Here is a 21874-nt window from a genome sequence, read left to right as displayed (position 1 = left end):
TCCTTTTGATTTGTCGTCTATAAAGAATACGAAATGTCTAACTGATTCGTTTCATAAAAAAGCCTGACTTGTCCATAATAGATCAAAATCTAGGGAAGGGGAGAAGAGGCTATTTGTATAAAAAAATGTCGGACATCAATTTTGTCATCTTATAAACGATCTACAAACTAGTTAAGATTTGTCGTAATTTGATTGTGTATTTGACAAAAAAAGAAAATGACGTTAGAATATAAATAAATGAATGACATTCATTCATAAAAGGGCGGTGAGTTCAATTGGAGAAGCGAGACTTAATTATCGAGGCTTCTATACAAGTGTTTACACAAAAGGGTATTGAAAAAACGAAAATAGCGGATATTGCCAAAGCGGCGGGGATTGGTCAAGGAACTTTTTACCTTTACTTTCCTTCCAAATTAGCCGTTATGCCAGCGATTGCTGAAGTGATGGTAGCTAAAATTGAAGCTGGTTTAAAAACGATACAGCTTCAAGGAAGTCTATCTCAGCAGTTAACTCAAATTGTCGATGTCTTTTTTGAGATTACGAAACAGCATAAAGAAACTTTTACACTCATTTATGCAGGATTGACTCAGACACAACATGTAGAAGAGTGGGAGGATATGTATGAGCCTATTTATAGTTGGTTTCACAATTTCTTAGAAAAAGAAATCGAAACAAAAACAATAAAAATCGACCATTTATCAAAAATGCTTGTTGGACTAATTGAATCAACAGCGGAGCAAGTCTTTTTATATGATAAAGAAGAGCGAGAAAATGAAAGAGAAAGAAAAAAATCACTCGTTTTATTTTTAGAGGCAGGCATAACCAAGCATTCCTAACTAGTAGGGATGTTTTTAATTGGCATATAACTGAATGATATTCATTCAGTTATGGTGGCGAGAAGTGAAAAGAGATCCTATAACTACAACGTAGCCAAAGATTAGGGCACTGATAAACTCTCATGCTCATGCTTGACGAGAAAGGAGCCAAGTCGATTAGGTTATTCATTAGAACGTCAATTCTAGCTTAAAACTTTGTTTCATTAACCAAAGCGGAGCCAGCGGAATGCCCGGAGACTCCTGCGGGACTAGTGAAATACGGGAGACCCCACAGCGACTTTGTCGTGAGGAGGCTCCCGATTCACCCGCGGAACGCGTAGGGCATGCAGCTGGCGGAGCAAGACAAATTAAGCTCATATCCGATGTTTTTCAGTGGCCTCGCCAAAGATTAGGATGATCAAGAAAGAAAAGTGACCAATCAATACGATTTTTTATGAGTGAAGTTCAGTCATATTGGAAAAAAAGGAGAAAATAAAAATGAATAAAGCTTGGATGTATGTCATTTTAACATGTTTATTTGAACTATTTTGGGTGTACGGTTTTAATGTTGCAAGCACTTGGTGGCATTGGGGTTTAATTGTAACGATTATATTAATAGATTTTCACTTTTTAGCGAAAGCATGTGAGAGTTTGCCAACAGGGACGGTCTATGCCATCTTTGCTGCAGCAGGTACAGTCGGAACTGCTTTGATGGATGTTTATCTATTTAATGGAGCACTCAATCTTGCTAAAGTCTTTTTTATCGGGTTACTAGTACTTGGTGTTATCACTTTAAAACTAGCGGACAATCAACCAGCAGAAAAAAATGAAGAGAAAGGAGTTGCGTAATTATGGGTTGGATTCTTGTATTATTTGCCGCATTTTTTGAGGTCATTGGGGTTATTGGTTTAAAGAGATACAGTCAGAAGAAAAACTTGTTGAACATTTTCTTATTTTTAGGAGGTTTTGGTTTCTCATTCGTTCTTCTATATATGTCTTTTAATTATTTGCAAATTAGTGTTGCTTATGCTGTATGGATTGGCTTAGGAACAGCTGCTGCCGTCCTGATTAACATGATTTTCTTTAACGAATCAAAAAGTGTTGCACGGATTGTCAGTTTGATCATTATTGTTATAGGTGTGACAGGGTTAAAGGCGGTCTCATAAATAATTGATCGATTCGTACTGCATTTACGTATAATGTCAATATTTTATAAAAAATACCTCAGAGGTGGTGAAACCCTCTGGGGTATTTTGTCTTACGAGAAAGTTAAATTACGCCTTGGGCAATCATCGCGTCTGCTACCTTTTTAAAGCCGGCAATATTGGCTCCAACAACAAGGTTTCCGGGAGCATTATACTCTCGTGCCGCTTCGATACTACTTCGATATATGTTTTTCATGATTTTTTGTAGTTTCGTATCGACTTCTTCAAAACTCCAAGAAAGCCTCATACTATTTTGAGCCATTTCTAACGCAGAGACAGCCACCCCTCCAGCATTAACGGCTTTAGCAGGACCAAAGAGTATTTTGTTTTCATGGAATATGTCGATTGCTTTTAAAGTTGAAGGCATATTCGCCCCTTCACCAATAGCCACGACACCATTGGATACTAAAATATTGGCAGCCATTTCATCGATTTCATTTTGAGTGGCACATGGTAGGGCAATATCACAAGGAATCGACCAAATACCTGAGCATCCAGGATAATATTGAGCGTGGGGATGTTCGGTCACATACTCACTAATTCTCTTTCCTTCAACCTCTTTTAATCTCTTAACCGTAGCAAGATTAATCCCTTGCTCATCAAAAATGTAACCACTTGAATCGCTACATGCGACAACATTAGCTCCAAGCTGTTGAGCTTTTTCGATCGCATAAATCGAGACATTACCTGAGCCTGATACGACTACTGTCCTATTAATAAAGCTTAGTCCGATGTCTTGTAACATTTCTTCTACGAAATAAACAGTACCATAACCAGTTGCTTCGGTTCTCCCTAGGCTGCCACCATAAGTTAAGCCTTTACCTGTTAGAACTCCTGCTTCATAACGACCACGGATTTTTTTATATTGTCCAAACATATAGCCAATTTCCCTAGCACCCACTCCAATATCTCCAGCAGGAATGTCAACATCAGGGCCAATATACTTAGAAAGTTCACTCATAAAGCTTTGAGTAAAACGCATAATTTCTTTGTCAGATTTTCCTTTTGGATCAAAATCTGAACCACCTTTGCCACCTCCGATTGGCAGCCCGGTTAAGGAATTTTTAAACATTTGTTCAAACCCAAGAAATTTAATAATACTTGCATTTACGGATGGGTGGAACCGGATCCCACCTTTGTATGGACCGATGGCACTATTGAACTGGACACGGAAGCCACGGTTCACTTGAATGGTACCATGATCATCGATCCAAGGAACTTGAAAACTGATTAATCGTTCAGGTTCAACCATTCTTTCAAGAATTCCGTGTTCCATGTACTTTGGATTCTTGGCAAGGACAGGAACTAAAGAATCACACACTTCTTTAACTGCCTGATGAAATTCACTTTCATTTGGATTTCGTTTTTTTACTAACTCATAAACGTCCGCGACGTAACTTTTAGCGATTTCTGTTTTCGGATGCTGCTGCTCTATTAAAATTGACATGATTACCCCCAAGCTCAAAAATGATATTAGATAGTCCTAGTTCAAATAACTGACTTTTCTTATTATTTGTTAGATTTTCTATTATGGTATATCTTATTATTTATAACCAATCTGAACAATATAGAAAATAGATAAATATCATGCCAAAATGAGATGGATAATAAGAGTGGAGTGGTGTAAAGAATGGAATTTAGACAAATTAAATATTTTATGGAAGTGGCAAAACGGGAGCATGTAACAGAGGCAGCAGATGCTTTGCACGTTGCTCAATCAGCGGTTAGCCGACAACTAGCTAATTTAGAAGCCGAATTAGGTGTCGATTTATTTATAAGAAAAGGAAGAAGAGTCAAACTAACACCAATTGGAAAAATGTTCTTTGACCGTATGAAACAAGCGATTAATGTCATTGATAACGCTCGTCTTGAAGTACAAGAGTATTTAGATCCGGAGCAAGGAACGATACGAATTGCTTTTCCGATCAGTATGGCAGCCTATACACTTCCAAGTGTGATAGTGGCTTTTCGAAAACGCTATCCTAATGTTAAGTTCCAGCTTAAGCAAGCTGTTTACCACGAGCTGATTCAAGGCGTCATTGATGGCGATTTTAATATGGCCTTAATTGGCCCTGTCCCAACAGAGCATAAAAAAGTAAAAAGTCAAATCCTATTTACCGAAAATGTCGTTGCATTATTACCTGTCAATCATCCGTTAGCTAATAGGAACACATTAACATTAAATGAACTTCAAGAAGAGTCGTTTATTTTATTACCAAAAGGCTTTATTTTGAGAGATCTTGTTGTGCAAGCTTGTCATGATTCTGGCTTTAATCCGCAAGTATCATTTGAGGGTGATGATATTGATGCGTTAAAAGGGTTAGTATCAGCAGGTCTAGGGCTTACGTTAATACCAGAAATTACTTTAGTTGATAATTTACCTCATGCCACAATCAAAATACCGATAAGTAAGCCAGTTATTACTCGAACCGTCGGGATTCTTGTATCTAATGAACGTCAATTACTTCCAGCTGAAAAATTGTTTTATGAATTTCTAACAGACTTTTTTCAAGAAAAAAATATATAAAGTCGTAGCGTCTATTTAACAGAAAGAAGATAAATGAGTTCAGCTTCTTTTTCTATCAAGTGAAGAAAGAGAAGTGTTGGACTTTTATCTGCCCATTTTCCAGAAGATTTTTGTTTCAGAAACTCTTGACAACAAGATTTCATTCCTAGGGCTTTTCGGACAGGTTTTAATTGTAAGCTTCCCCTTTTAATTTGAACTATATGTTAAAACTCCCTTAATATCAACCCTTTTTTTAAAGCGTTTTCAAAAAAAGAGGGTTGATTCTAATGCTCTCTCAATACATATCAAAACGATATTGATTCCATCTTTTATTCATATTGATAAGATTGATTTTCGAATTTACAATACAACATAATAACAATATTTTAAAAGGGGTAAGTTGGAGAATAAAAAGCGACTAGATAGAATAAGTCTTTAATAGTTTTGTTGTGTCAATAATAATTAGAATATTCAGAAAAAATGAGGTAGAGGTGCTTAGAATGAATAGAAAATGGACAGAATGGCAAAAACAGATCATTCATGAGGAGTATGTAGAACCTGCGCTAGACGAAGAAAGGTTAAAGAAAAAAATAGAAGAAATCAACAAAAAATATGATACCTATCGTGTTTCCGGTAAAATTAAAATGACCAATTAGTTTATGCTCTAGAGATATTCCGCTTTTTCCTTAGTTCATCATTTTAAAAAAATTACTTGTACAGACACGACCAAGCCCATATCGACATACACTTATAGTATTGAGATAATGGAGGTGAGTCTGTGTCAGGAATATTAGCAGCTGTTTCTTATTTTATCAAGGAAGTTATCGTTTTTGTTTCTTACGTCAAAAATAATGCCTTTCCACAGCCATTAAAAAAGGAAGAGGAAAGGAAATACCTTGCTTTAATGCAGCAAGGAGATGAGGAAGCTAGGAATAAATTGATTGAGCATAATTTACGACTGGTGGCACATATTGTTAAAAAGTTTGAAAATACGCGTGAAGATACCGAAGATCTAATCTCGATTGGGACGATCGGTTTAATAAAGGCGATTGAAAGTTTTTCAGAAGGCAAAGGGACAAAGCTAGCTACTTATGCGGCGCGCTGTATAGAAAATGAGATTTTAATGCATTTAAGAGCCTTAAAAAAAGTCAAAAAAGATGTTTCTCTTCATGACCCAATTGGAACCGATAAAGAAGGCAATGAAATTAGTTTGATCGATGTTCTGCAAGAAGATGCCGATGATATTGTCGATGTCATTCAAACAAAAATGGAGAAAAAGCAAATTTATGAATACATCCATGTTTTAGATGCCCGTGAAAAAGAAGTGATCGTCGGTCGCTTTGGCCTTGATTTGGAAGAAGAACGAACCCAAAGAGAAATTGCCAAAGACTTAGGAATTTCCAGAAGCTATGTCTCACGTATCGAAAAAAGAGCATTAATGAAGCTATTCCATGAATTTTACAAACAGAGTCAAGGAAAAGGAAATAGTGGAACCTCATAAGAGAAAAGCAGTCGCCTAAATCGGCTGCTTTTTTGTTGTTAGAAAAATATTAGCAACGTTAAAATGGTCGATAAGTAGGCGAATTAATTGTCTAAAGGATAACTATGTAATAGTCATTTGCATAATACCATTCATGATTTGGTTTATCGAAACATAGTATTTAACGGCAGATTTTTTTCACTTGGGAGGAAACTGATGAAAAGAGAAAGGGAATTTCATATCCAAGGTTTGGCTGCATTGTTGACGATACCAGAAATCAAAAGAAGGAAACATCCATTAATTATTATGATTCATGGGAGTGGACCATTAGACCGGAATGGAAATGCAACATGGCAGAAGCTGAATGTTTTTAATCATTTGAGTGATGAGCTAGTACTAAACGGATATGCAACGTTGAGGTATGATAAACGTGGTGTTGGTAAAAGTGATGGTGACTACTATCAAACAGGTTTGTATGATTTGATTGAAGATGCAACAACGATCGTACAATTTGCGAAAAAGCAAAAAGAAATAGACTTAGCTAAAATTATTTTACTCGGACATAGTGAAGGATGTATGATTGCCCCTGCTGTATACACACGAGAACGGGTGTCGGGGTTAATTTTATTAGCGGGATTAACGGAATCTTTAGAAGAGGCGATGGCTTGGCAAAGAGAACAAATGACAAAAGAGCTTGAACAAATGAAAGGAATTCAAGGGAAGGTCGTTCGCTTCCTAAAAGTAGCGAAAAAGCTAGAGTCTAATAATGAGCATTTAGCAAAGAAGATAAAAAAATCTGAAGAAGATGTTATTCGATTTAAAGGGAGAAAAATACAGGCAAAATGGTTAAGGGAGCATCTTGATTTTGATGTCAAAAAAGCATTGCAGCAAGTTCAATGCCCTGTTTTGGCGATTACAGGCACAAAGGATGTTCAAGTAAAACCAGAGCAAATAAAAGAGGTGGCAGCACTTGTACGAGGTGAATGTGAGACCCATCTCATCAATCACTTAACACACATGTTAAGAAAGACATCAAAAGAACATAAGATGAACGTCATATTAAAAGACTATAAAAAGCAAGTAAAAAAGCCAATAGACCCTGAATTAGTTGATAAGGTGAATGATTGGCTAAAGCGTTATTTTTCACAACGATAGACAGTGTGAACAACTCACCTTAAGTTAGGTGGGTTGTTTTAGTTTGGAGACTTTTAGCCAGTCATTCTTTGTTTAGACGATAAGCCTGAAGTGAAAGAATGGTTTGAAAATCAAAATCAAACGTAATTAGATAAAACGACAATAAGAACTCCTTCGTCCAATGTTTAGCACAATACCATTGGAAGTGAGGCAAAGTTATGTATTTAATTACGGATCTTATTGTCGTTTTTATTTATTTCGTTTTACCAATGCTCTTATTATTTTCTTTTTTTTATTGGTTTTGGTTTAAAAAATATCGCTCAAAGTCGAAATCAATTTCTCTTATAAAAGAGGCCAGTAAATACTTACTCGTTGTTTACTTTGTCTATATCGCCTATTTTTGTTGGTTTAGTTACGGGATTCCGAGTGAATCGTTAAAATATAATTTGATTCCATTTCATACGATTTGGTCTTATATAAAAGAAATTCAAATTGGCATGATTCGTGGTGTTGCCCTCTGGAATTTACTTGGAAACATCCTCTTATCGGTCCCGTTTGGTTTATTAGTGAAGTTGATATTTAGAAAAGCGACATTTAAAAAAGTTTTTTTTAGCAGTGTCATCTTTTCTATTGTTATCGAATTCGGCCAATTTGTATTATTTTTTACGCATATCTCGAATCGTACCGTTGACATTGACGATGTCATTTTGAACACATTAGGTGGTATGTTGGGATATTATTTAGGCAATGTATTCTGGTCATATGCAGACGGAATAAAAAGTAGAATAACACAGGTGCAGAGTCAAGAATGTAAATGAGGATGAAAGTCAGTAGGAAAAGGTGGAATCGTCGTTGTAGATTCAGACTTTTGCTTAAAAATCCATGCATCACTTCTAAACTCTCCGCTCTAAATTCTCTATCTATAAGCAACCTAAAAATATCTTTTAAATTCATTTTTTACGTTTTTTTCACTCAAAAAACGGACATGATAATGGAATGGTTTGCTTAAAAAAGCTTTATATGACGATACAATATGTAACTTTTTCCTAATGGAAACTTTTTTTCTTATGTAAAATAAGTTTTCAAGCACAAAAAAAGGTTGCTGTAGACCCACATGGATACCGCTTGCTATGATATTTGATAGTAAGTGAGGAGGTTTATTTTGGATGGAAGAGGAACGTTATAAAGATTTAAAAAAGGGCGAGCGTGGAGCTATTATTAGTATCATTGCTTATCTCATTTTGGCGATATTAAAATTAAGTGTCGGCTTATATGCTGGTTCAGCTGCGTTAAAAGCAGATGGTTTAAATAATGCGACAGATATTGTCGTTTCCATTGCCGTTCTAGTCGGTTTAAGAATGTCACAAAAGCCGCCTGATCATGACCATCCGTACGGTCATTGGAAGGCTGAGACTGTGGCATCATTAGTGGCCTCTTTTATTATTATGGTTGTCGGGATTCAAGTGTTGATCGGAGCTATTCCGGCTTTATTTGCACCGAATCAAGAAGCTCCTGATCTAATTGCAGCATGGGTCGGTGGTTTTAGTTTCGTCGTAATGCTTTTTGTTTACCGTTATAACCGGAACCTTGGGAAGAAGATAAAATCACAAGCCGTTACTGCCGCTTCTAAAGATAATCTATCCGATGCGCTTGTTAGTATTGGGGCAACAATAGGGATTATAGGGGCTCAATTTGGGTTCCTTTGGTTAGATCCGTTGATTGCTGTTATGGTTGGTTTTGTTATTTGCAAAACCGCATGGGATATTTTTAAGGATGCAACCCATTATTTAACCGATGGATTCGAAAAAAGCGAACTTGATGAGTGCCGAAGAACAGCTTTAATGATTGATGATGTCGAGGCAGTAAAAGAAGTAAAAGCGAGGTATTATGGCAATAGTTCTGTTGTTGATATTGTCATTGAAGTGAATGGTAATTTAGATGTGCGTGATGCCCATGAAATATCGGATAAAGTGGAAGAGATTATTAAAGAAAAGCATCGGGCGATTGATGTGAATGTCCATGTAGAACCTGATAAATAATTGAAAAAAGTCCCCAAAAGGTTTTAAATTTAAACTAAAATGAGGACTTTTTTTGTTTAACGGAAACCTACTTGTTCGTCTTGTTCATCCCACCATTCCCCTTGTTTGCTTTTTTTATGTTCTTTTTTCATGCCTTGAATGATTTCATCGAGATGGAGTGTTTTCTTCTGATGCCATTCTAAAGCTGAACTGACGAAAAGCTCTTTAATTTGGGCAAAGGAAAACCCCTTTGTTTTCGCTGATAATTGAGAAATTTCGGCTTCTCCTAAGAAGTGGTGGAAGCCGAGTTGATGAATATATTGATTTCTCATTTTTCCATTTGGCAAACTAATTTCGTAGGACCTGTCAAAACGACCAGCTCGGTTCATCAGACCAGGATCGATTTTTTCTGGATAATTCGTTGTGCCGATTAAGAAAATCCCTTCTTTGGAAGTAGCTCCATCTAATGTATTTAGAAAAAAGGAACGGACTCCAACAGGCATGGAGTCAATATCTTCAATGACAAGAATCATTGGTGATAATCGACTAGCCGAACTAAAAACAGTGGAAATGGAATCACTATTTGTATATTCAGTAATTTGCCAATAAGCGACAGGGGCTTTAATCGTATTCGCAATCGCTTTTACTAGTGATGTTTTTCCATTACCAGGTGGTCCATAGAGGAGAATCCCTCTTTTATAAGGGATGTTATACATTTTAAAAAAGCTCCGATCTTCATCAAAAAACTGATCAAGAGCTGCATAAATATCTTCTTTTATTTTCGGTTCTAGGACAACATCATCTCGTGATATTTCATGACTAATTGGTTGGTGCTCTTGATTAAAACCATGCATCGTATCGGTGAAAACTAACACCTCATTTTGGCTTTTTAACCAAAGTCGTTCATTAATCGAACGTAAGAAATTCATTAACGCCTCATCGTTTTTAGCGAGGACACAATTATAGCTCATAATATTTGCATTCTCATCAAACGCAGGGATTCTGGCAAAAGCAACCCCGGCTTCTACATAGGCGTAAACATGGTTATGAACAGAATGAATGACTTTAAATTGCGGGGTCTCTCCTTCACGGTCATATTCATAGGTTTTCGCTTCGAGCTTTTCAAATATTTGGGCAACATGATCAATTTCATCACTATTTTCTTTCACATCTTCTTCTAATATCGTCCAAAGTTCATAATAGGAATTGTCTGTACTATAAATATTAAAGGCGTAACCATACTTTTCAAACAAAACGTCTTGAACTCTTGATACGATGCGAGCAAAGGCTGGGTATCCAGTTATATCATTTTTTTCATTTGATTTGGCTTGATAAATATAAGGCAATGACAAGCGATTTCCCACTTTCTTTTTTAGATGATTTTACCACAATATCCAGAATTTGTAATGTATTAAAGAAGGTTGCCCGATTAAGAGCAACCCTATTTACATATCTTATTTACAATCATCCTCGTCCTCTTTTAGAGGCTCTGTTTGAGGAGTGACTGATTTAATTTCAATGTACTGAATTTGTCTACCGTTGCTTTCATGTACAATAAACGAATATCCAGCAAATTCAATCGTTGAGCCAACGGTTGGATCTAACTTATTTGTTAAGAACCAACCGCCAATTGTATCAACTTCTTCATGTTCAATCGTTGTATCTAAAAGGGTGTTAATATCTGCTAATAAAAGCTTACCGTTTACTATAAAGTGACCATTACTGATTTGACGAACATCAGATACTTCATCTTCATCAAATTCATCGCGAATTTCACCAACAATTTCTTCGAGAATATCTTCAACCGTCACAAGACCTGAGGTTCCCCCATATTCGTCAAAAAGAATGGCCATATGAATTCGCTCTTTTTGCATCTTTACTAATAAATCATGAATATGAATGGTTTCAATTACGTGAATAATTGGATTCACGAAAGCATTTATATCAATGGCGTCATCTTGAATATCCATACGATTTGTTAAAAATTCCTTTACGTTTAAAAAACCAATGATGTGGTCTTTATCTTCATTTGTAACAGGGTATCGTGTATAACGACCGTTTTTAATGATGTTTAATACTTTATCGATAGAATCATGAATAGAAATGCTTGTAATTTCTGTCCGTGGTACCATAATTTCTTTGGCGACTCTCTCGTCAAATTCAAAAATATTATTCACATATTTGAATTCATTTTTGTTAATTTCACCACTATTAAAACTCTCTGTCATGAGTTGACGAAGTTCTTCCTCAGAATGGGCCATTTCATGTTCTGATGCTGGTTTTAAACCGAATAAACCAACAAGGATACGAGCAGCCCCATTTAATACCCAAATAAAAGGATATAATAAACGGTAGAACCAAATAATTGGTTTGGCACACCATAATGCAACAGCTTCGGCTTTTTGGATCGCAACTGTTTTAGGAGCAAGCTCACCGACAACAACGTGAATGAACGTAACAATTAAGAAGGCAACTGCAACTATTAAAATATGACGAGAAGCTTCCGGAACCCCAATCCAATCAAATAGTGGAGATAAAATGACTTCAAAAGTCGGCTCCCCGATCCAACCTAAACCTAGAGCCGTTACCGTAATTCCGAGTTGACATGCAGATAAGTATTCATCTAAATGCGATGTGACATGCTTAGCGGCAATGGCTTTTTTATTACCTTCAGCAACGAGCTGATCGATTTTGGTTGAGCGTACTTTCACGATCGAGAACTCAGTTGCTACGAAAAATGCAGTTAAAACAATTAAAATGACAAAAAGAATTAAATTCAGACTGGTCAATATGTGGTCCTACGTAAAAGGTAAGACCTACACCTCCTTAAGGTTCTCCATAGTGATTATTTTTTTCTACAACCATCGTTTTATACGATGATTCCTTACTTTATTTCACGAGCGTTATTAACGATTGAATTAAGGAAAAGCTTTCTTTAGAAATGTTCTGTTTGATTTCTTGTTGATTCAAGGAATCCAATTTCCCCAAAACCTCAGAAACATCGTGTTCAAGATTTTGGATCTTTAGTCTGAGTTCATGAATGTCGACTTCCTCAGAGAATTTTTCGAAAATGTCTTTTTTAATCGACTCTAAAGACATGCCTTTTGCTTTACAGTCTTCAATATAATGCAGTCGTTCTAATTGTGACTGGTCATAATAACGATAATTAGAAGAAGAACGTTCTACTTTTAATAGACCTAAATTTGTATAATAATCAATCGTACGTTTTGTCACACCTGACTTATCCGCTAACTCACCGATTTTGAATTTCGTATCCCCAACAAGAAAACCCCCTAACTGTAACGTGATGGTTTGATAAGACTATTATACTTCTTTTGGGCTGAAATGCAATTGATATTTTAGAAGAAACATAATGGCATTATCGTCCGTTGTTTCCAATGAATGATTATAGTTTTACAATAGATGAGGGAGAGATTCAAATGATTTGATTGTAAAGAAAATCTTTTTTTGAAAAAAATGCAACTTTTTTTAAGAAAAATGCTTCTATAAAGTAGAGCTCAAAAAAGGAGGGGAGAACGATTTGAAGCTAATCAATCGATTGAGAGATAAAGAAGAGGCTGCATTAAAAGAGCTCATGATTGAATATGGCGATTATTTATTACGAACCGCCTATTTGTTTGTTAAAGATAGGCAAGTAGCTGAAGAAGTGGTTCAAGACACTTTTGTTAGCGCCTATGAAAAAATTGATCAGTTACAAGATTCAACTAAATTAAAAAGCTGGCTCGTCTCAATTGTCTATAATAACTGTCGCTCCCATTTCCGAAAGTCAAGATTTAATAATGTGGCTTATTTCTTTGAACAAATCAAACAAATGAAATCGACACATATATCAGAGTATCCGGAAGAAAGTTTATTACAGGATGCTCAAAATCAACAACTAACAGCCGAAATCGGAAAGCTTGGCATCAAATATCGAGAAGTTATTGTTCTATATTATTTTAATGAATTAAAAATAGCTCAGATTGCCGAGCTAATTCAAACGAATGAAAATACGATAAAAGCTAGACTCAAAAGAGGAAGAGCCCTTTTAAAAGAGATGTTATTAAAGGAGGAATTTTGGGATGATGGACGAGAAAAAGCAATTAAGAAAACAAATGGATCATGAAATGGACACAATCCGCTTTACGAGTTATCAAGCTGTAACAGCCCGAACACATCCGAAGTCATGGGAAAATAGATTGGCCTCCTTTATGAATAAGGAGATTGAGATCTCTTTAGTTATGGTAATGGCTGTGGCGCTTGTATTTGTAGGGGCTGTATTTGCACAAGACCTTTTCTATAAGCAGGAAAGTTTTGAAAATATAGAGGGAAGTACATTTCAAAAAATAGGTGAAAATTATTATACAAAGGAACAATTAGAAAGGATAGGCTCACTAAATGAAAATTAAAGTGAAAATAAAACATGTAGCCTTTTCTTTATTTGTACTTGCATTAATTCCAATTGTTGCTTTCGTTATAATTCCTCAGGTGAAATTATTCCAATTTGAGCGAGCTGTATCAACTGGAGCTGAAGTTGGTTCAGAACAATTAGTTGAGCTGCTTGAAAGCTCCATTACTAAAACCCAGAAAAGGAGCCTCATTGATGACTATATTTTAGCACGTTTTTTTGAAAATAATTATGATGTGATGATTGGCCCGAGCTTTAGTTATTCAAATGACTCTCCTTTTTATTTTAGTCAAAGCGAAATGGAAAGGATTTTAGAACAATATGTGAAGAAAGGAAACATCGGGTCTGAATGGGTGCAGGCAACAAAAGAGCTTGCTTCATATTACGCGGACGAAGAGGAGTTCGATAAAGCGGAAGGAGCAACAACGGTATCTGGGCGCCTTATTCGTTCAGACGGTCAAGCACTAGAAAACATAGAAGTGTATCTAAGGGAACAATCAATGGTAAATCAGAGTGTTAGTCATTCTGAAAAACCAATGAGAACAAATGAAAAGGGTGAATTTGTATTTAAGGGAGTAGAGGAAGGAAATTATCAATTATTTATTGGGTTTCGATTTGAACATTTAGATGGTTGGACTTGGGCAGTTGATGCTGATGATTGGATTACCGTAACAGATAGTCATTCGGTTGAGTATGATGTCGTTTTAACTCCTTTAATTGATTTGCAACATCCAATAAATGATGTCGTCATAACCGATCAAGAAGTTTTGTTTGAATGGGAAGAGGTGGAAGGAGCAGCCTATTATCAATTATCATTCGGTTATCAAACGGATAATGGCTCATTGTTGTCAGGTCGGATGGAGCGCTTTGTCGATAACAAAGCCTTAATTCCAGTTGAAGAATTATATTCTTATCAGTTGGGCATTGTATTTAATCCGATTGAAGAACGAGAAATCGTCCGTTATCATGATCTACCTTTTGAAGTGGATAAGGACATTGAAACTCAATCGTTGCTTGGTTTAGCGAATCCGAATCAGCGCCTGCTTTGGTCAGTTGATGCCTACGATCAGCATAATCGAAGGATTTCAACGAGTGGTGGACTCGGAGTCAATACAAACACGGCCGGTTTCTTTTATTTACAGGAGCGTGAATTAACGGAAGCTGATCGATTATTACTTGAAGGTGAAATCGCTCAAGCATATCGCCTTTATGAGCAGCAATACGAGCAGACCGAAGATTTTTATAGTTTGAACATGCTGATTAAAACTCTTGTGGCATTTGATGAAATGGATCGTTCCTATTTTTATATGGAGGAGTTAACTAGAAAATTCTCAGATGATGAATATTTACCTTTGTTATTAGGGCATTATTATTCTGAACAGAACTGGGAGTTGTATGAAGAAATAAATGAGAGGTTTAAAGTGCATAATGGAGGCGAGTTGGATTCATATATGCTGACAGAACATGCACAGTATTTATTAGTTAATGGAAAATATGATGAAGCACTTGCGGTGATGTATGAAGTGATGGATGGAGACCGCACCCATGTTGATGTCGGTTTATTATTAGCATTAGAGCTCTATCTTGGAGCAAATATCGATGAAGTTGTCGAGTTAGCTAACCGATACCTTGTTAGAGCTAGTGGCTATCAACCAGTGAACTGGGGTGTGATGATTAACGATTTATCTGAAAATCAAATCGAGTTAAATACGATCGTTGAGAAACTGGAATTCTTATTTGCAGGTGAAAAAAATGAACTAGAGAATTGGATGGAAACAATAGAAGAGCCGGCTTTACAAACATTTATTCAACATTTGCAGCAGGAGTATGTTTTTGAGTGAAATTGTGAGGGGGATTTAAGAAGCTATATAAGGAAATCAATTCAAATTGGAGCAAATCGTTTTTGTGGAAACAGTGAAAGAAGGGAGCCCCCGCAGTAACACATTGTCGTGAGGAGGCTCCCAATTCACTGGAGTCGTCAAAATTCATCTAAGCTCCTATTTGTCCTTTGGCTTTAGCTTCTGTTTCAAATTGTTCAATCGTTCGTCGCTGGACAAAGACTAAACGGGTGAAGAAGCCAATAGCCGCACATGTTAAACCGATCGTTATCCCAACCCAGAAGCCTTTTGGTCCGAGTGCGGTAAACGCAGCAAGGGAATACCCGACTGGAATTCCGATAATCCAGTAGGAAGTAAAGGCGATCATAAACGGAACTTTTACATCTTTATAACCACGTAATACTCCTTGTAGACCTGATTGAAGAGCATCAGATAGTTGATAAAAAATCGCGATAATAAAAAATTGAGCTGCGAGAACAATGACTTCTCTTTCGGTTGAATAAATGCCAGCAATTTGTTCCCTAAAGAAGAACAAGAAAACCGAAGCAACGGCTAAAATTCCAACCCCGCCAATCACACCTAAATACGTATACTGTTTCGCTGCTTTCATTTGTTTACCACCGACCGAATATCCAACGACAATCGTTAAGGCCATGGAAATGCTTAATGGAATCATAAAAATAAGCGAAGTAAAGTTTAGGGCAATTTGGTTCGCGGCAATTGTGATCGTTGAGAACATCATCCCAATTAATAACGTCATAATTGCAAAGATACTTGCTTCGAAAAAAATCGATAATCCAATCGGTACCCCAATTGAAAGTTGTTCCTTCCATGCTTTTAATGACGGTCTAAACCAATTGACAAAAATCTTATATGGACGCATTGGACTAATTTTAAATGTCATGACGACACTTAAAATGAAGATGATCCAAAAGGTTAATCCAGTTGCATAACCCGCTCCAATTCCACCTAAAGCAGGTAAGCCGAAATTCCCAAAAATAAAACCATAATTTAATAGCGCATTAAAAGGTACTGCAATAACGATAATAAACATCGTTATTCGCGTAAACCCTTGAGCATCAAAAAAGTTCCGCACGACATTAAACATAAATAATGGAATGATTCCGGTCCCGAGTCCAATCAAATAATGAAAAGCAATATGATGAACTTCCGGATCTAATGCCATCATCGTAAGAAGCGGGTCCAAAAAAAGAGCCCCAACGATAAGGACGAGGATGGCGAGAATGAGCGATAAATACATAAATTGTGTAACTGTAAAGCTGATTTTATTTTTCTCGCCACTTCCCATGTATTGGGCTACAATCGGTGTAACGGCGAGTAAAATCCCATTTATTCCTGTGAAAACAGGCAACCAAATACTTGAGCCGATAGCAACACCGGCTAAATCATTTGTTCCAACACGGCCACTCATCATCGTATCGATTAAAGTCATTGCATGCAAACTTAACTGAGTAACCATGATTGGCCAAAGAATCGTTAAGAAAAGCATAAACTTTTCTTCATACGTTTCTGCATGATACATCGTACATCCCTCACTTCTAGCTGTTATTTTTGGAAGCTGTTACTCCATTCCAAAAAACAATCCAAGCTGCTTGTAATTTCTTTTCTGTTCGTTTCGTTCCCCCGTAAACAAGCTCCACACAAATCGAATCAATTAAAGCGGAAAAAGCCATTGTCGCTATTTCGGCTTGCTCGTTCATTTCTTTTAATTCAATCGCATGTTTAAAGCGTTCTAAATAAAGGGCATCTACTTGGTCAATATATTCATAAAGAGCATCCATTACTTGAGCGTATATATGGGCAGGTGGAAAAAAAGAAATTCGTAAAAAAAATTTCATCCGACTGTCATTGTTATAGCGTTCGATATAGCTTTGTAACGATTTAAATAAACAATCATGCAATGGCTTTTCAAAATGCTCCTGTAAATAATTGGTGACACGTATTAATTCAATCTCAAATGTTTCATTTAATAATTGAAGAAACAAATCATCCTTGCTTTTAAAATGCGAATAAATCGATTGTTTTTTGATCCCGACCGATTCAGCGATTTGGGCAAGTGATGTTCCTTCATAACCATGTTCGGCAAATAGAGCTAAGGCAGACTCTTTGATGGCATCGTAGCTCATGATAAGCTCCTTTCAATCTAAAAAACTAATAAACTGACGATCGTTCGTCAAGCCATTCTAGCAAATTAAATCTCCAAATGCAACGTCCTTTCCAAATAAAATTTTTATTAAAAAACAATCAAATGGGTGTTTGATTATTGACAAATGGAAAATAGATACATAGAATAATAATCAAATGAATGTTTGAATGAGGTGAAGAGATGGCAGTGACAAAAGGCCAAAATAGATTAAATGAAGATATGTGTGAGGTGTTTTGTTTTGATGAAGAGAAGGTAGAAACCGTCTCAAATAAAATGAAACAAGTCGAACTAAGTCCAGTAGCGGCCATTTTTAAAGCGTTATCTGACCCGACTAGATTAAAAATAACGTACGCTCTTACACAGGAAGATGAATTATGTGTCTGTGATGTCGCTAATATTATTGGAGCAACAACCGCCACAACGTCCCATCATTTACGATTGTTAAAAAATTTAGGAATTACAAAAAGTCGTAAAGAAGGTAAATTGGTCTTTTATGCGATTGATGATAATCATATAAAAGAATTAGTCGTGACCGCATTGATTCACTCTGAGGAAGGTAAAGGGCGTGATTAAATGGGAGCGATAGAAAAAGAAGTCTTTCGAGTAACAGGGTTATCATGTTCCAATTGTGCCGCTACTTTTGAGCAAAATATAAAGGAAATTGATGGAGTAACAAACGTCCAAGTGAATTTTATCGCTTCAAAAGTGACGGTTGAAGGGAAGGCTACCATTGCTGACATTGAAAAGGCAGGGGCATTTGATAAAATTAAAGTCGTGACAGATAAAGAAGTCTACCGTGTAACAGGATTATCATGTGCTAGTTGTGCCGCCACTTTTGAGCAAAATGTAAAAGAGATTCCAGGAGTACAAGAGGCGAAAGTGAACTTCGGTGCATCTAAAATAACCGTTTTTGGAAGTGCAACTGTTCCAGAAATTGAAAAAGCAGGAGCGTTCGATCACATTAAAGTGGTAAATGAAAAAGAAGGTCAAGCGGAAGTGGAAGTGGAAAAAAAGCCAATCTGGCAAGGGAATTTACATGTGATTTTTTCTGCTTTGTTCGTTTTGCTCGGATTAGCGTTACAGTTTGCCCTAGGTGAGAAAAGTTTGATCACAGTCCTTGTATTTATTTCGGCAATTGTTATTGGTGGATACTCCCTTTTTATCACAGGTTTTAAGAATTTAATTCGGCTTCGTTTTGATATGAAAACGTTAATGACGATTGCGGTAATCGGTGCTGCGATTATCGGAGAATGGGTTGAGGGATCAATAGTGGTCATTTTATTTGCGATAAGTGAAGCATTAGAACGTTTTTCAATGGATAAAGCAAGGCAGTCGATACGTTCATTAATGAACATAGCCCCTAAGGAAGCTTTGATTCGTCGAGACGGCATTGAACAGCTTGTCAATGTCAAAGATATCGAAATTGGCGATATTATGATTGTGAAACCAGGACAAAAGTTAGCGATGGATGGTATGGTCGTTTTAGGGCAATCATCGATTAACGAAGCAACGATTACAGGGGAATCAATCCCAGTAGAAAAATCAGTAAAAGATGAAGTGTTTGCGGGAACGTTAAATGAAGAAGGTTTTCTTGAAGTCGAAGTTACTAAACATGTAAATGACACAACGATTGCTAAAATTATTCACCTTGTTGAAGAGGCTCAAGCAGAAAGAGCCCCATCACAAGCCTTTGTTGATAAATTCGCCAAATATTATACACCAGCGATTATCGTTCTAGCCGCATTAGTAGCGACCATCCCGCCAACCTTTTTTGGGCAAGGTTGGGAAGATTGGATTTATCTTGGGTTAGCTGTTTTAGTAGTCGGTTGCCCGTGTGCTTTAGTTATCTCGACTCCAGTTGCGATTGTGACGGCAATTGGCAATTTGGCTAAGCATGGAGTGTTAGTGAAAGGCGGTGTCTATTTAGAAGCAGCAGGAGCGCTTAAAGCGATCGCCTTTGATAAAACGGGAACTTTAACAAAAGGGAAACCAAAAGTAACCGATTATATCGTCTATGATCGGGCAGTTGAGCAAAAGCAATTATTTGCAAAAATAGCTGTATTAGAAAGTAAATCATTACACCCGCTCGCGTCAGCTATTTTAGAGAGAGCAGAGCGTGAAAAGATTTTCTTTGAGGAAATAGACATAACTAACTTTAGTTCAATCACGGGTAAAGGATTAAAAGGGACGATTGATTCTACGGAGTATTTAATCGGAAACCTCTCACTATTAGAGGAAACAGTAAGTTCTACGATAAATAACCAAGTCATAAACGATATTGAAAAGATGCAAGTAGAAGGAAAAACAGCTATTTTAATTGGTACAAGGGAACGAGTGTTAGCGGTCGTCGGCATTGCTGATGAAGTTCGGTCGATTAGTCAAAACGCACTCAAACAGTTAGAGAAATTGGGAATCAGTGAGACGGTTATGCTGACAGGTGACAATCAACGAACGGCCGAAGCAGTTGCGAAACAAGTAGGTGTTAAAGCGGTTCGTGCTGAACTTTTACCAGAAGATAAGCTAAATGTCATCAAAGACTTACGTCATAAATATGAACATGTTGCGATGGTGGGAGACGGGGTAAATGATGCACCCGCTCTTGCTGCATCAAGTGTCGGCATTGCGATGGGTGGAGCTGGTACCGATACAGCCTTGGAAACCGCTGATTTAGCTCTTATGAGTGATGATTTGAAGAAGCTTCCCTTTACGATAAAAGTGAGCAGAAGAGCTTTGACGATTATTAAACAAAATATTATTTTTGCTCTGAGCATTAAGGCGATTGCTTTATTATTAGTCATTCCAGAGTGGTTAACGTTATGGATGGCGATATTAGCTGATGTTGGGGCGACTTTACTCGTTACGTTAAACGGCATGAGATTAATGAAAATGAAAGATGACGACGAATAAGCAGCCCGCATCGTTGATAGATAGCAGGAGGCATAGTGAGGGTTATTTCAAATGTATGAGAATAGCTTTTCAACAGATTTATCGTATGGCACACTAGAAGGATCAAAAGAGTATTAACATAACAGAAACGTTTACAATCGAGTAATGATAAGAAGTCGTCCTGATGGTTGGAATACCTGATGGATGGCTTTTTTGTTAGGTGTACGATCAAAAATAAGTCCTCAAATAAAATGTTTGAAAATTCATTTAAATGATTTGAGTAAATGATAAAATAAGATATGAAGGCTTTGTTCTCAAGAGCATTTTGTATGAACAAATTTTTTGACAAGAGAAGGAGGTCGCTATGACAACTAAAATCATCTTTGGTTCCAATAAATTAGGTGAATTAAATGAGGCCATTATCGAACAAATGCTTTACCGATTTCACTTAGGAAAGTTGGTCTCAGCTAAAAGAACGAGCAATGGAGCGATGGGGCAAACGATGTTTATCCAATCTACAAAAGGTGAGTTCGTACTAAAAGGTAACCCATTATTTCCCGGTCAGTTTGAGGAAGAGCGTTTTTATATTGAGAATCTAGCCAAGAAAACAATGTTGGCTTTGCCGACCCCATACATAATTGATTTTGAAGAAGATTTAACAGGCTGGTCATACGTGTTGATGCCAAGAAAAAAAGGCACTCATTTAAATGATAATCAAAAACATTTATCAGAAGCCGAAGAGAGCCAAATAGTCAGAGAAATCGCCAAAGTTTTAGCTGAAATGCATCAATGGAAAACCCCCATTTTTGGTGAGTATAAACCATTAGCTGGAGAAGTACATCCATTTGAATCCTCTTATTTTCAATGGCTGAAAGAACGAATCCTTTATTGGTTAGGTGATGCCAAAAAATATTCAACGATTACAGAGCTGGATGAACAATTCGCTTTGGACTTAATCGAACAAGCGAAGCCAGTCTTTGACTCCTTAAAAGTAGCTGAATTTGTAATGGGAGATTTTAAAGTTGGGAACTTTGTTATGGATAAAATAAGCGGCCAGTGGAAGGTTAGTGGGATTTTTGATTTTACGAATGCTTATTTTGCTGATGGCTCTAATGATTTAGTGAAAATGTTCTTATACTATATTGAAAAAGGAAAACAATCTTTAGTGCATGAATTGTTTAATAGTTATGTACAACTCATTCAGAAGGATACGGAGCAAATGAAAAAAAGGCTTACGGTTCACATGCTCCATCAACGTGTATTAGATTGGGGTTGCTTCAAAGCAATTGGTGCGGTGACATGGGATGATAGTCTATCCTTTTCTGAATGGGTCCAACCGTATGTTATGTTCGTGGAGGATTTATGAGTACACAAGAATAGGTGTTATCTAAGGTGGTAAAAACGATTTCAATTAACC

Annotated in this window: 21 protein-coding genes; 15 read left to right on the top strand and 6 right to left on the bottom strand. The window is 36.7% G+C overall.

Annotated elements, in window-relative coordinates:
* The first annotated feature begins 275 nt into the window (after positions 1–275).
* The 3 genes from AA0017_RS11410 (at position 276) to AA0017_RS11400 (ending at position 1981) form a co-directional block, all read left to right on the top strand.
* On the top strand, positions 276–836 hold the full coding sequence (locus AA0017_RS11410; RefSeq protein WP_413382147.1) for a TetR family transcriptional regulator: 561 nt from the start codon (positions 276–278) through the stop codon (positions 834–836).
* A gap of 477 nt (positions 837–1313) precedes the next feature.
* Complete coding sequence (locus tag AA0017_RS11405; RefSeq protein WP_413382144.1) at positions 1314–1664, top strand: DMT family transporter; 351 nt, start codon at positions 1314–1316, stop codon at positions 1662–1664.
* A 2-nt stretch (positions 1665–1666) separates the two neighbouring features.
* Entirely contained in the window at positions 1667–1981 is a 315-nt protein-coding gene (locus AA0017_RS11400) for a DMT family transporter (RefSeq protein WP_413382141.1), read from the top strand.
* Positions 1982–2084: 103 nt separating this feature from the next.
* Here the strand turns inward: AA0017_RS11400 and gdhA are convergent, their stop codons facing one another.
* Positions 2085–3467, bottom strand: coding sequence for an NADP-specific glutamate dehydrogenase (gene gdhA, locus AA0017_RS11395; RefSeq protein WP_413382138.1), 1383 nt, complete (start codon positions 3465–3467; stop codon positions 2085–2087).
* A gap of 183 nt (positions 3468–3650) precedes the next feature.
* On the opposite strand from gdhA, the gene AA0017_RS11390 reads away from it, so the two are divergent.
* The 6 genes from AA0017_RS11390 (at position 3651) to AA0017_RS11365 (ending at position 9179) form a co-directional block, all read left to right on the top strand.
* Positions 3651–4547: a LysR family transcriptional regulator gene (locus tag AA0017_RS11390; RefSeq protein ID WP_413382135.1), complete on the top strand. Its 897-nt coding sequence runs from the start codon at positions 3651–3653 to the stop codon at positions 4545–4547.
* Between the two features lie 479 nt (positions 4548–5026).
* Positions 5027–5182, top strand: a complete 156-nt coding sequence (locus AA0017_RS11385; RefSeq protein WP_413382132.1) for a hypothetical protein — start codon at positions 5027–5029, stop codon at positions 5180–5182.
* Positions 5183–5304: 122 nt separating this feature from the next.
* A complete protein-coding gene (sigK, locus tag AA0017_RS11380) occupies positions 5305–6027 on the top strand; it encodes an RNA polymerase sporulation sigma factor SigK (RefSeq protein WP_413382129.1) in 723 nt (240 codons plus the stop codon).
* Positions 6028–6222: 195 nt separating this feature from the next.
* Positions 6223–7161, top strand: coding sequence for an alpha/beta hydrolase family protein (locus tag AA0017_RS11375; protein WP_413382126.1), 939 nt, complete (start codon positions 6223–6225; stop codon positions 7159–7161).
* Positions 7162–7358: 197 nt separating this feature from the next.
* Positions 7359–7958 carry a VanZ family protein gene (locus tag AA0017_RS11370; protein WP_413382123.1) on the top strand — a complete coding sequence of 200 codons (600 nt, stop codon included), beginning with the start codon at positions 7359–7361 and terminating at the stop codon, positions 7956–7958.
* Between the two features lie 348 nt (positions 7959–8306).
* Positions 8307–9179, top strand: a complete 873-nt coding sequence (locus AA0017_RS11365; protein ID WP_413382120.1) for a cation diffusion facilitator family transporter — start codon at positions 8307–8309, stop codon at positions 9177–9179.
* A 56-nt stretch (positions 9180–9235) separates the two neighbouring features.
* Here the strand turns inward: AA0017_RS11365 and AA0017_RS11360 are convergent, their stop codons facing one another.
* The 3 genes from AA0017_RS11360 to AA0017_RS11350 form a co-directional block, all read right to left on the bottom strand.
* A complete protein-coding gene (locus AA0017_RS11360) occupies positions 9236–10510 on the bottom strand; it encodes an ATP-binding protein (protein ID WP_413382117.1) in 1275 nt (424 codons plus the stop codon).
* A 102-nt stretch (positions 10511–10612) separates the two neighbouring features.
* Entirely contained in the window at positions 10613–11947 is a 1335-nt protein-coding gene (locus AA0017_RS11355) for a hemolysin family protein (protein ID WP_413382114.1), read from the bottom strand.
* A gap of 100 nt (positions 11948–12047) precedes the next feature.
* Positions 12048–12392 carry a MerR family transcriptional regulator gene (locus AA0017_RS11350; protein ID WP_413382111.1) on the bottom strand — a complete coding sequence of 115 codons (345 nt, stop codon included), beginning with the start codon at positions 12390–12392 and terminating at the stop codon, positions 12048–12050.
* 307 nt (positions 12393–12699) lie between these two features.
* Here AA0017_RS11350 and AA0017_RS11345 point away from each other — a divergent pair, with 307 nt between their 5' ends.
* The 3 genes from AA0017_RS11345 to AA0017_RS11335 are packed head-to-tail and all read left to right on the top strand — an operon-like array spanning position 12700 to position 15407.
* The gene (locus AA0017_RS11345) at positions 12700–13284 is read left to right on the top strand and encodes an RNA polymerase sigma factor (RefSeq protein ID WP_413382108.1); all 585 of its coding nucleotides are present in this window, start codon (positions 12700–12702) and stop codon (positions 13282–13284) included.
* Positions 13241–13567, top strand: a complete 327-nt coding sequence (locus tag AA0017_RS11340; protein WP_413382105.1) for a hypothetical protein — start codon at positions 13241–13243, stop codon at positions 13565–13567. The genes AA0017_RS11345 and AA0017_RS11340 overlap by 44 nt, the downstream gene beginning before the upstream one ends.
* Positions 13557–15407 carry a hypothetical protein gene (locus tag AA0017_RS11335; RefSeq protein WP_413382102.1) on the top strand — a complete coding sequence of 617 codons (1851 nt, stop codon included), beginning with the start codon at positions 13557–13559 and terminating at the stop codon, positions 15405–15407. The genes AA0017_RS11340 and AA0017_RS11335 overlap by 11 nt, the downstream gene beginning before the upstream one ends.
* A gap of 148 nt (positions 15408–15555) precedes the next feature.
* Here AA0017_RS11335 and AA0017_RS11330 read toward each other — a convergent pair whose 3' ends face one another.
* Together AA0017_RS11330 and AA0017_RS11325 are read right to left on the bottom strand one after the other, a co-directional pair.
* Complete coding sequence (locus tag AA0017_RS11330) at positions 15556–16947, bottom strand: MATE family efflux transporter (protein WP_413382099.1); 1392 nt, start codon at positions 16945–16947, stop codon at positions 15556–15558.
* 16 nt (positions 16948–16963) lie between these two features.
* The gene (locus AA0017_RS11325; RefSeq protein ID WP_413382096.1) at positions 16964–17551 is read right to left on the bottom strand and encodes a TetR/AcrR family transcriptional regulator; all 588 of its coding nucleotides are present in this window, start codon (positions 17549–17551) and stop codon (positions 16964–16966) included.
* A gap of 200 nt (positions 17552–17751) precedes the next feature.
* Here AA0017_RS11325 and AA0017_RS11320 point away from each other — a divergent pair, with 200 nt between their 5' ends.
* The 3 genes from AA0017_RS11320 (at position 17752) to AA0017_RS11310 (ending at position 21823) form a co-directional block, all read left to right on the top strand.
* Positions 17752–18144: an ArsR/SmtB family transcription factor gene (locus tag AA0017_RS11320; RefSeq protein ID WP_413382092.1), complete on the top strand. Its 393-nt coding sequence runs from the start codon at positions 17752–17754 to the stop codon at positions 18142–18144.
* Positions 18145–20478, top strand: a complete 2334-nt coding sequence (locus AA0017_RS11315) for a heavy metal translocating P-type ATPase (RefSeq protein WP_413382089.1) — start codon at positions 18145–18147, stop codon at positions 20476–20478.
* Positions 20479–20821: 343 nt separating this feature from the next.
* Entirely contained in the window at positions 20822–21823 is a 1002-nt protein-coding gene (locus AA0017_RS11310; protein ID WP_413382086.1) for a phosphotransferase family protein, read from the top strand.
* Positions 21824–21874 lie beyond the last annotated feature (51 nt).

This window comes from Alkalihalobacillus phoenicis (assembly GCF_047302405.1).
GTDB lineage: Bacteria > Bacillota > Bacilli > Bacillales > Bacillaceae_D > Alkalihalobacillus.
Note: the sequence above shows the minus strand (reverse complement) of the source record. Positions and strands in the feature narration are given on the sequence as shown.

Excerpts from the sequence above, each read along its gene's own strand:
- AA0017_RS11405 (WP_413382144.1), top strand. The coding sequence starts at position 1,314 with ATGAATAAAGCTTGGATGTATGTCATTTTAACATGTTTATTTGAACTA.
- AA0017_RS11400 (WP_413382141.1), top strand. The coding sequence starts at position 1,667 with ATGGGTTGGATTCTTGTATTATTTGCCGCATTTTTTGAGGTCATTGGG.
- gdhA (WP_413382138.1), bottom strand. The coding sequence starts at position 3,467 with ATGTCAATTTTAATAGAGCAGCAGCATCCGAAAACAGAAATCGCTAAA.
- AA0017_RS11390 (WP_413382135.1), top strand. The coding sequence starts at position 3,651 with ATGGAATTTAGACAAATTAAATATTTTATGGAAGTGGCAAAACGGGAG.
- AA0017_RS11385 (WP_413382132.1), top strand. The coding sequence starts at position 5,027 with ATGAATAGAAAATGGACAGAATGGCAAAAACAGATCATTCATGAGGAG.
- AA0017_RS11375 (WP_413382126.1), top strand. The coding sequence starts at position 6,223 with ATGAAAAGAGAAAGGGAATTTCATATCCAAGGTTTGGCTGCATTGTTG.
- AA0017_RS11370 (WP_413382123.1), top strand. The coding sequence starts at position 7,359 with ATGTATTTAATTACGGATCTTATTGTCGTTTTTATTTATTTCGTTTTA.
- AA0017_RS11365 (WP_413382120.1), top strand. The coding sequence starts at position 8,307 with ATGGAAGAGGAACGTTATAAAGATTTAAAAAAGGGCGAGCGTGGAGCT.
- AA0017_RS11340 (WP_413382105.1), top strand. The coding sequence starts at position 13,241 with ATGATGGACGAGAAAAAGCAATTAAGAAAACAAATGGATCATGAAATG.
- AA0017_RS11335 (WP_413382102.1), top strand. The coding sequence starts at position 13,557 with ATGAAAATTAAAGTGAAAATAAAACATGTAGCCTTTTCTTTATTTGTA.
- AA0017_RS11330 (WP_413382099.1), bottom strand. The coding sequence starts at position 16,947 with ATGTATCATGCAGAAACGTATGAAGAAAAGTTTATGCTTTTCTTAACG.
- AA0017_RS11325 (WP_413382096.1), bottom strand. The coding sequence starts at position 17,551 with ATGAGCTACGATGCCATCAAAGAGTCTGCCTTAGCTCTATTTGCCGAA.
- AA0017_RS11320 (WP_413382092.1), top strand. The coding sequence starts at position 17,752 with ATGGCAGTGACAAAAGGCCAAAATAGATTAAATGAAGATATGTGTGAG.
- AA0017_RS11315 (WP_413382089.1), top strand. The coding sequence starts at position 18,145 with ATGGGAGCGATAGAAAAAGAAGTCTTTCGAGTAACAGGGTTATCATGT.
- AA0017_RS11310 (WP_413382086.1), top strand. The coding sequence starts at position 20,822 with ATGACAACTAAAATCATCTTTGGTTCCAATAAATTAGGTGAATTAAAT.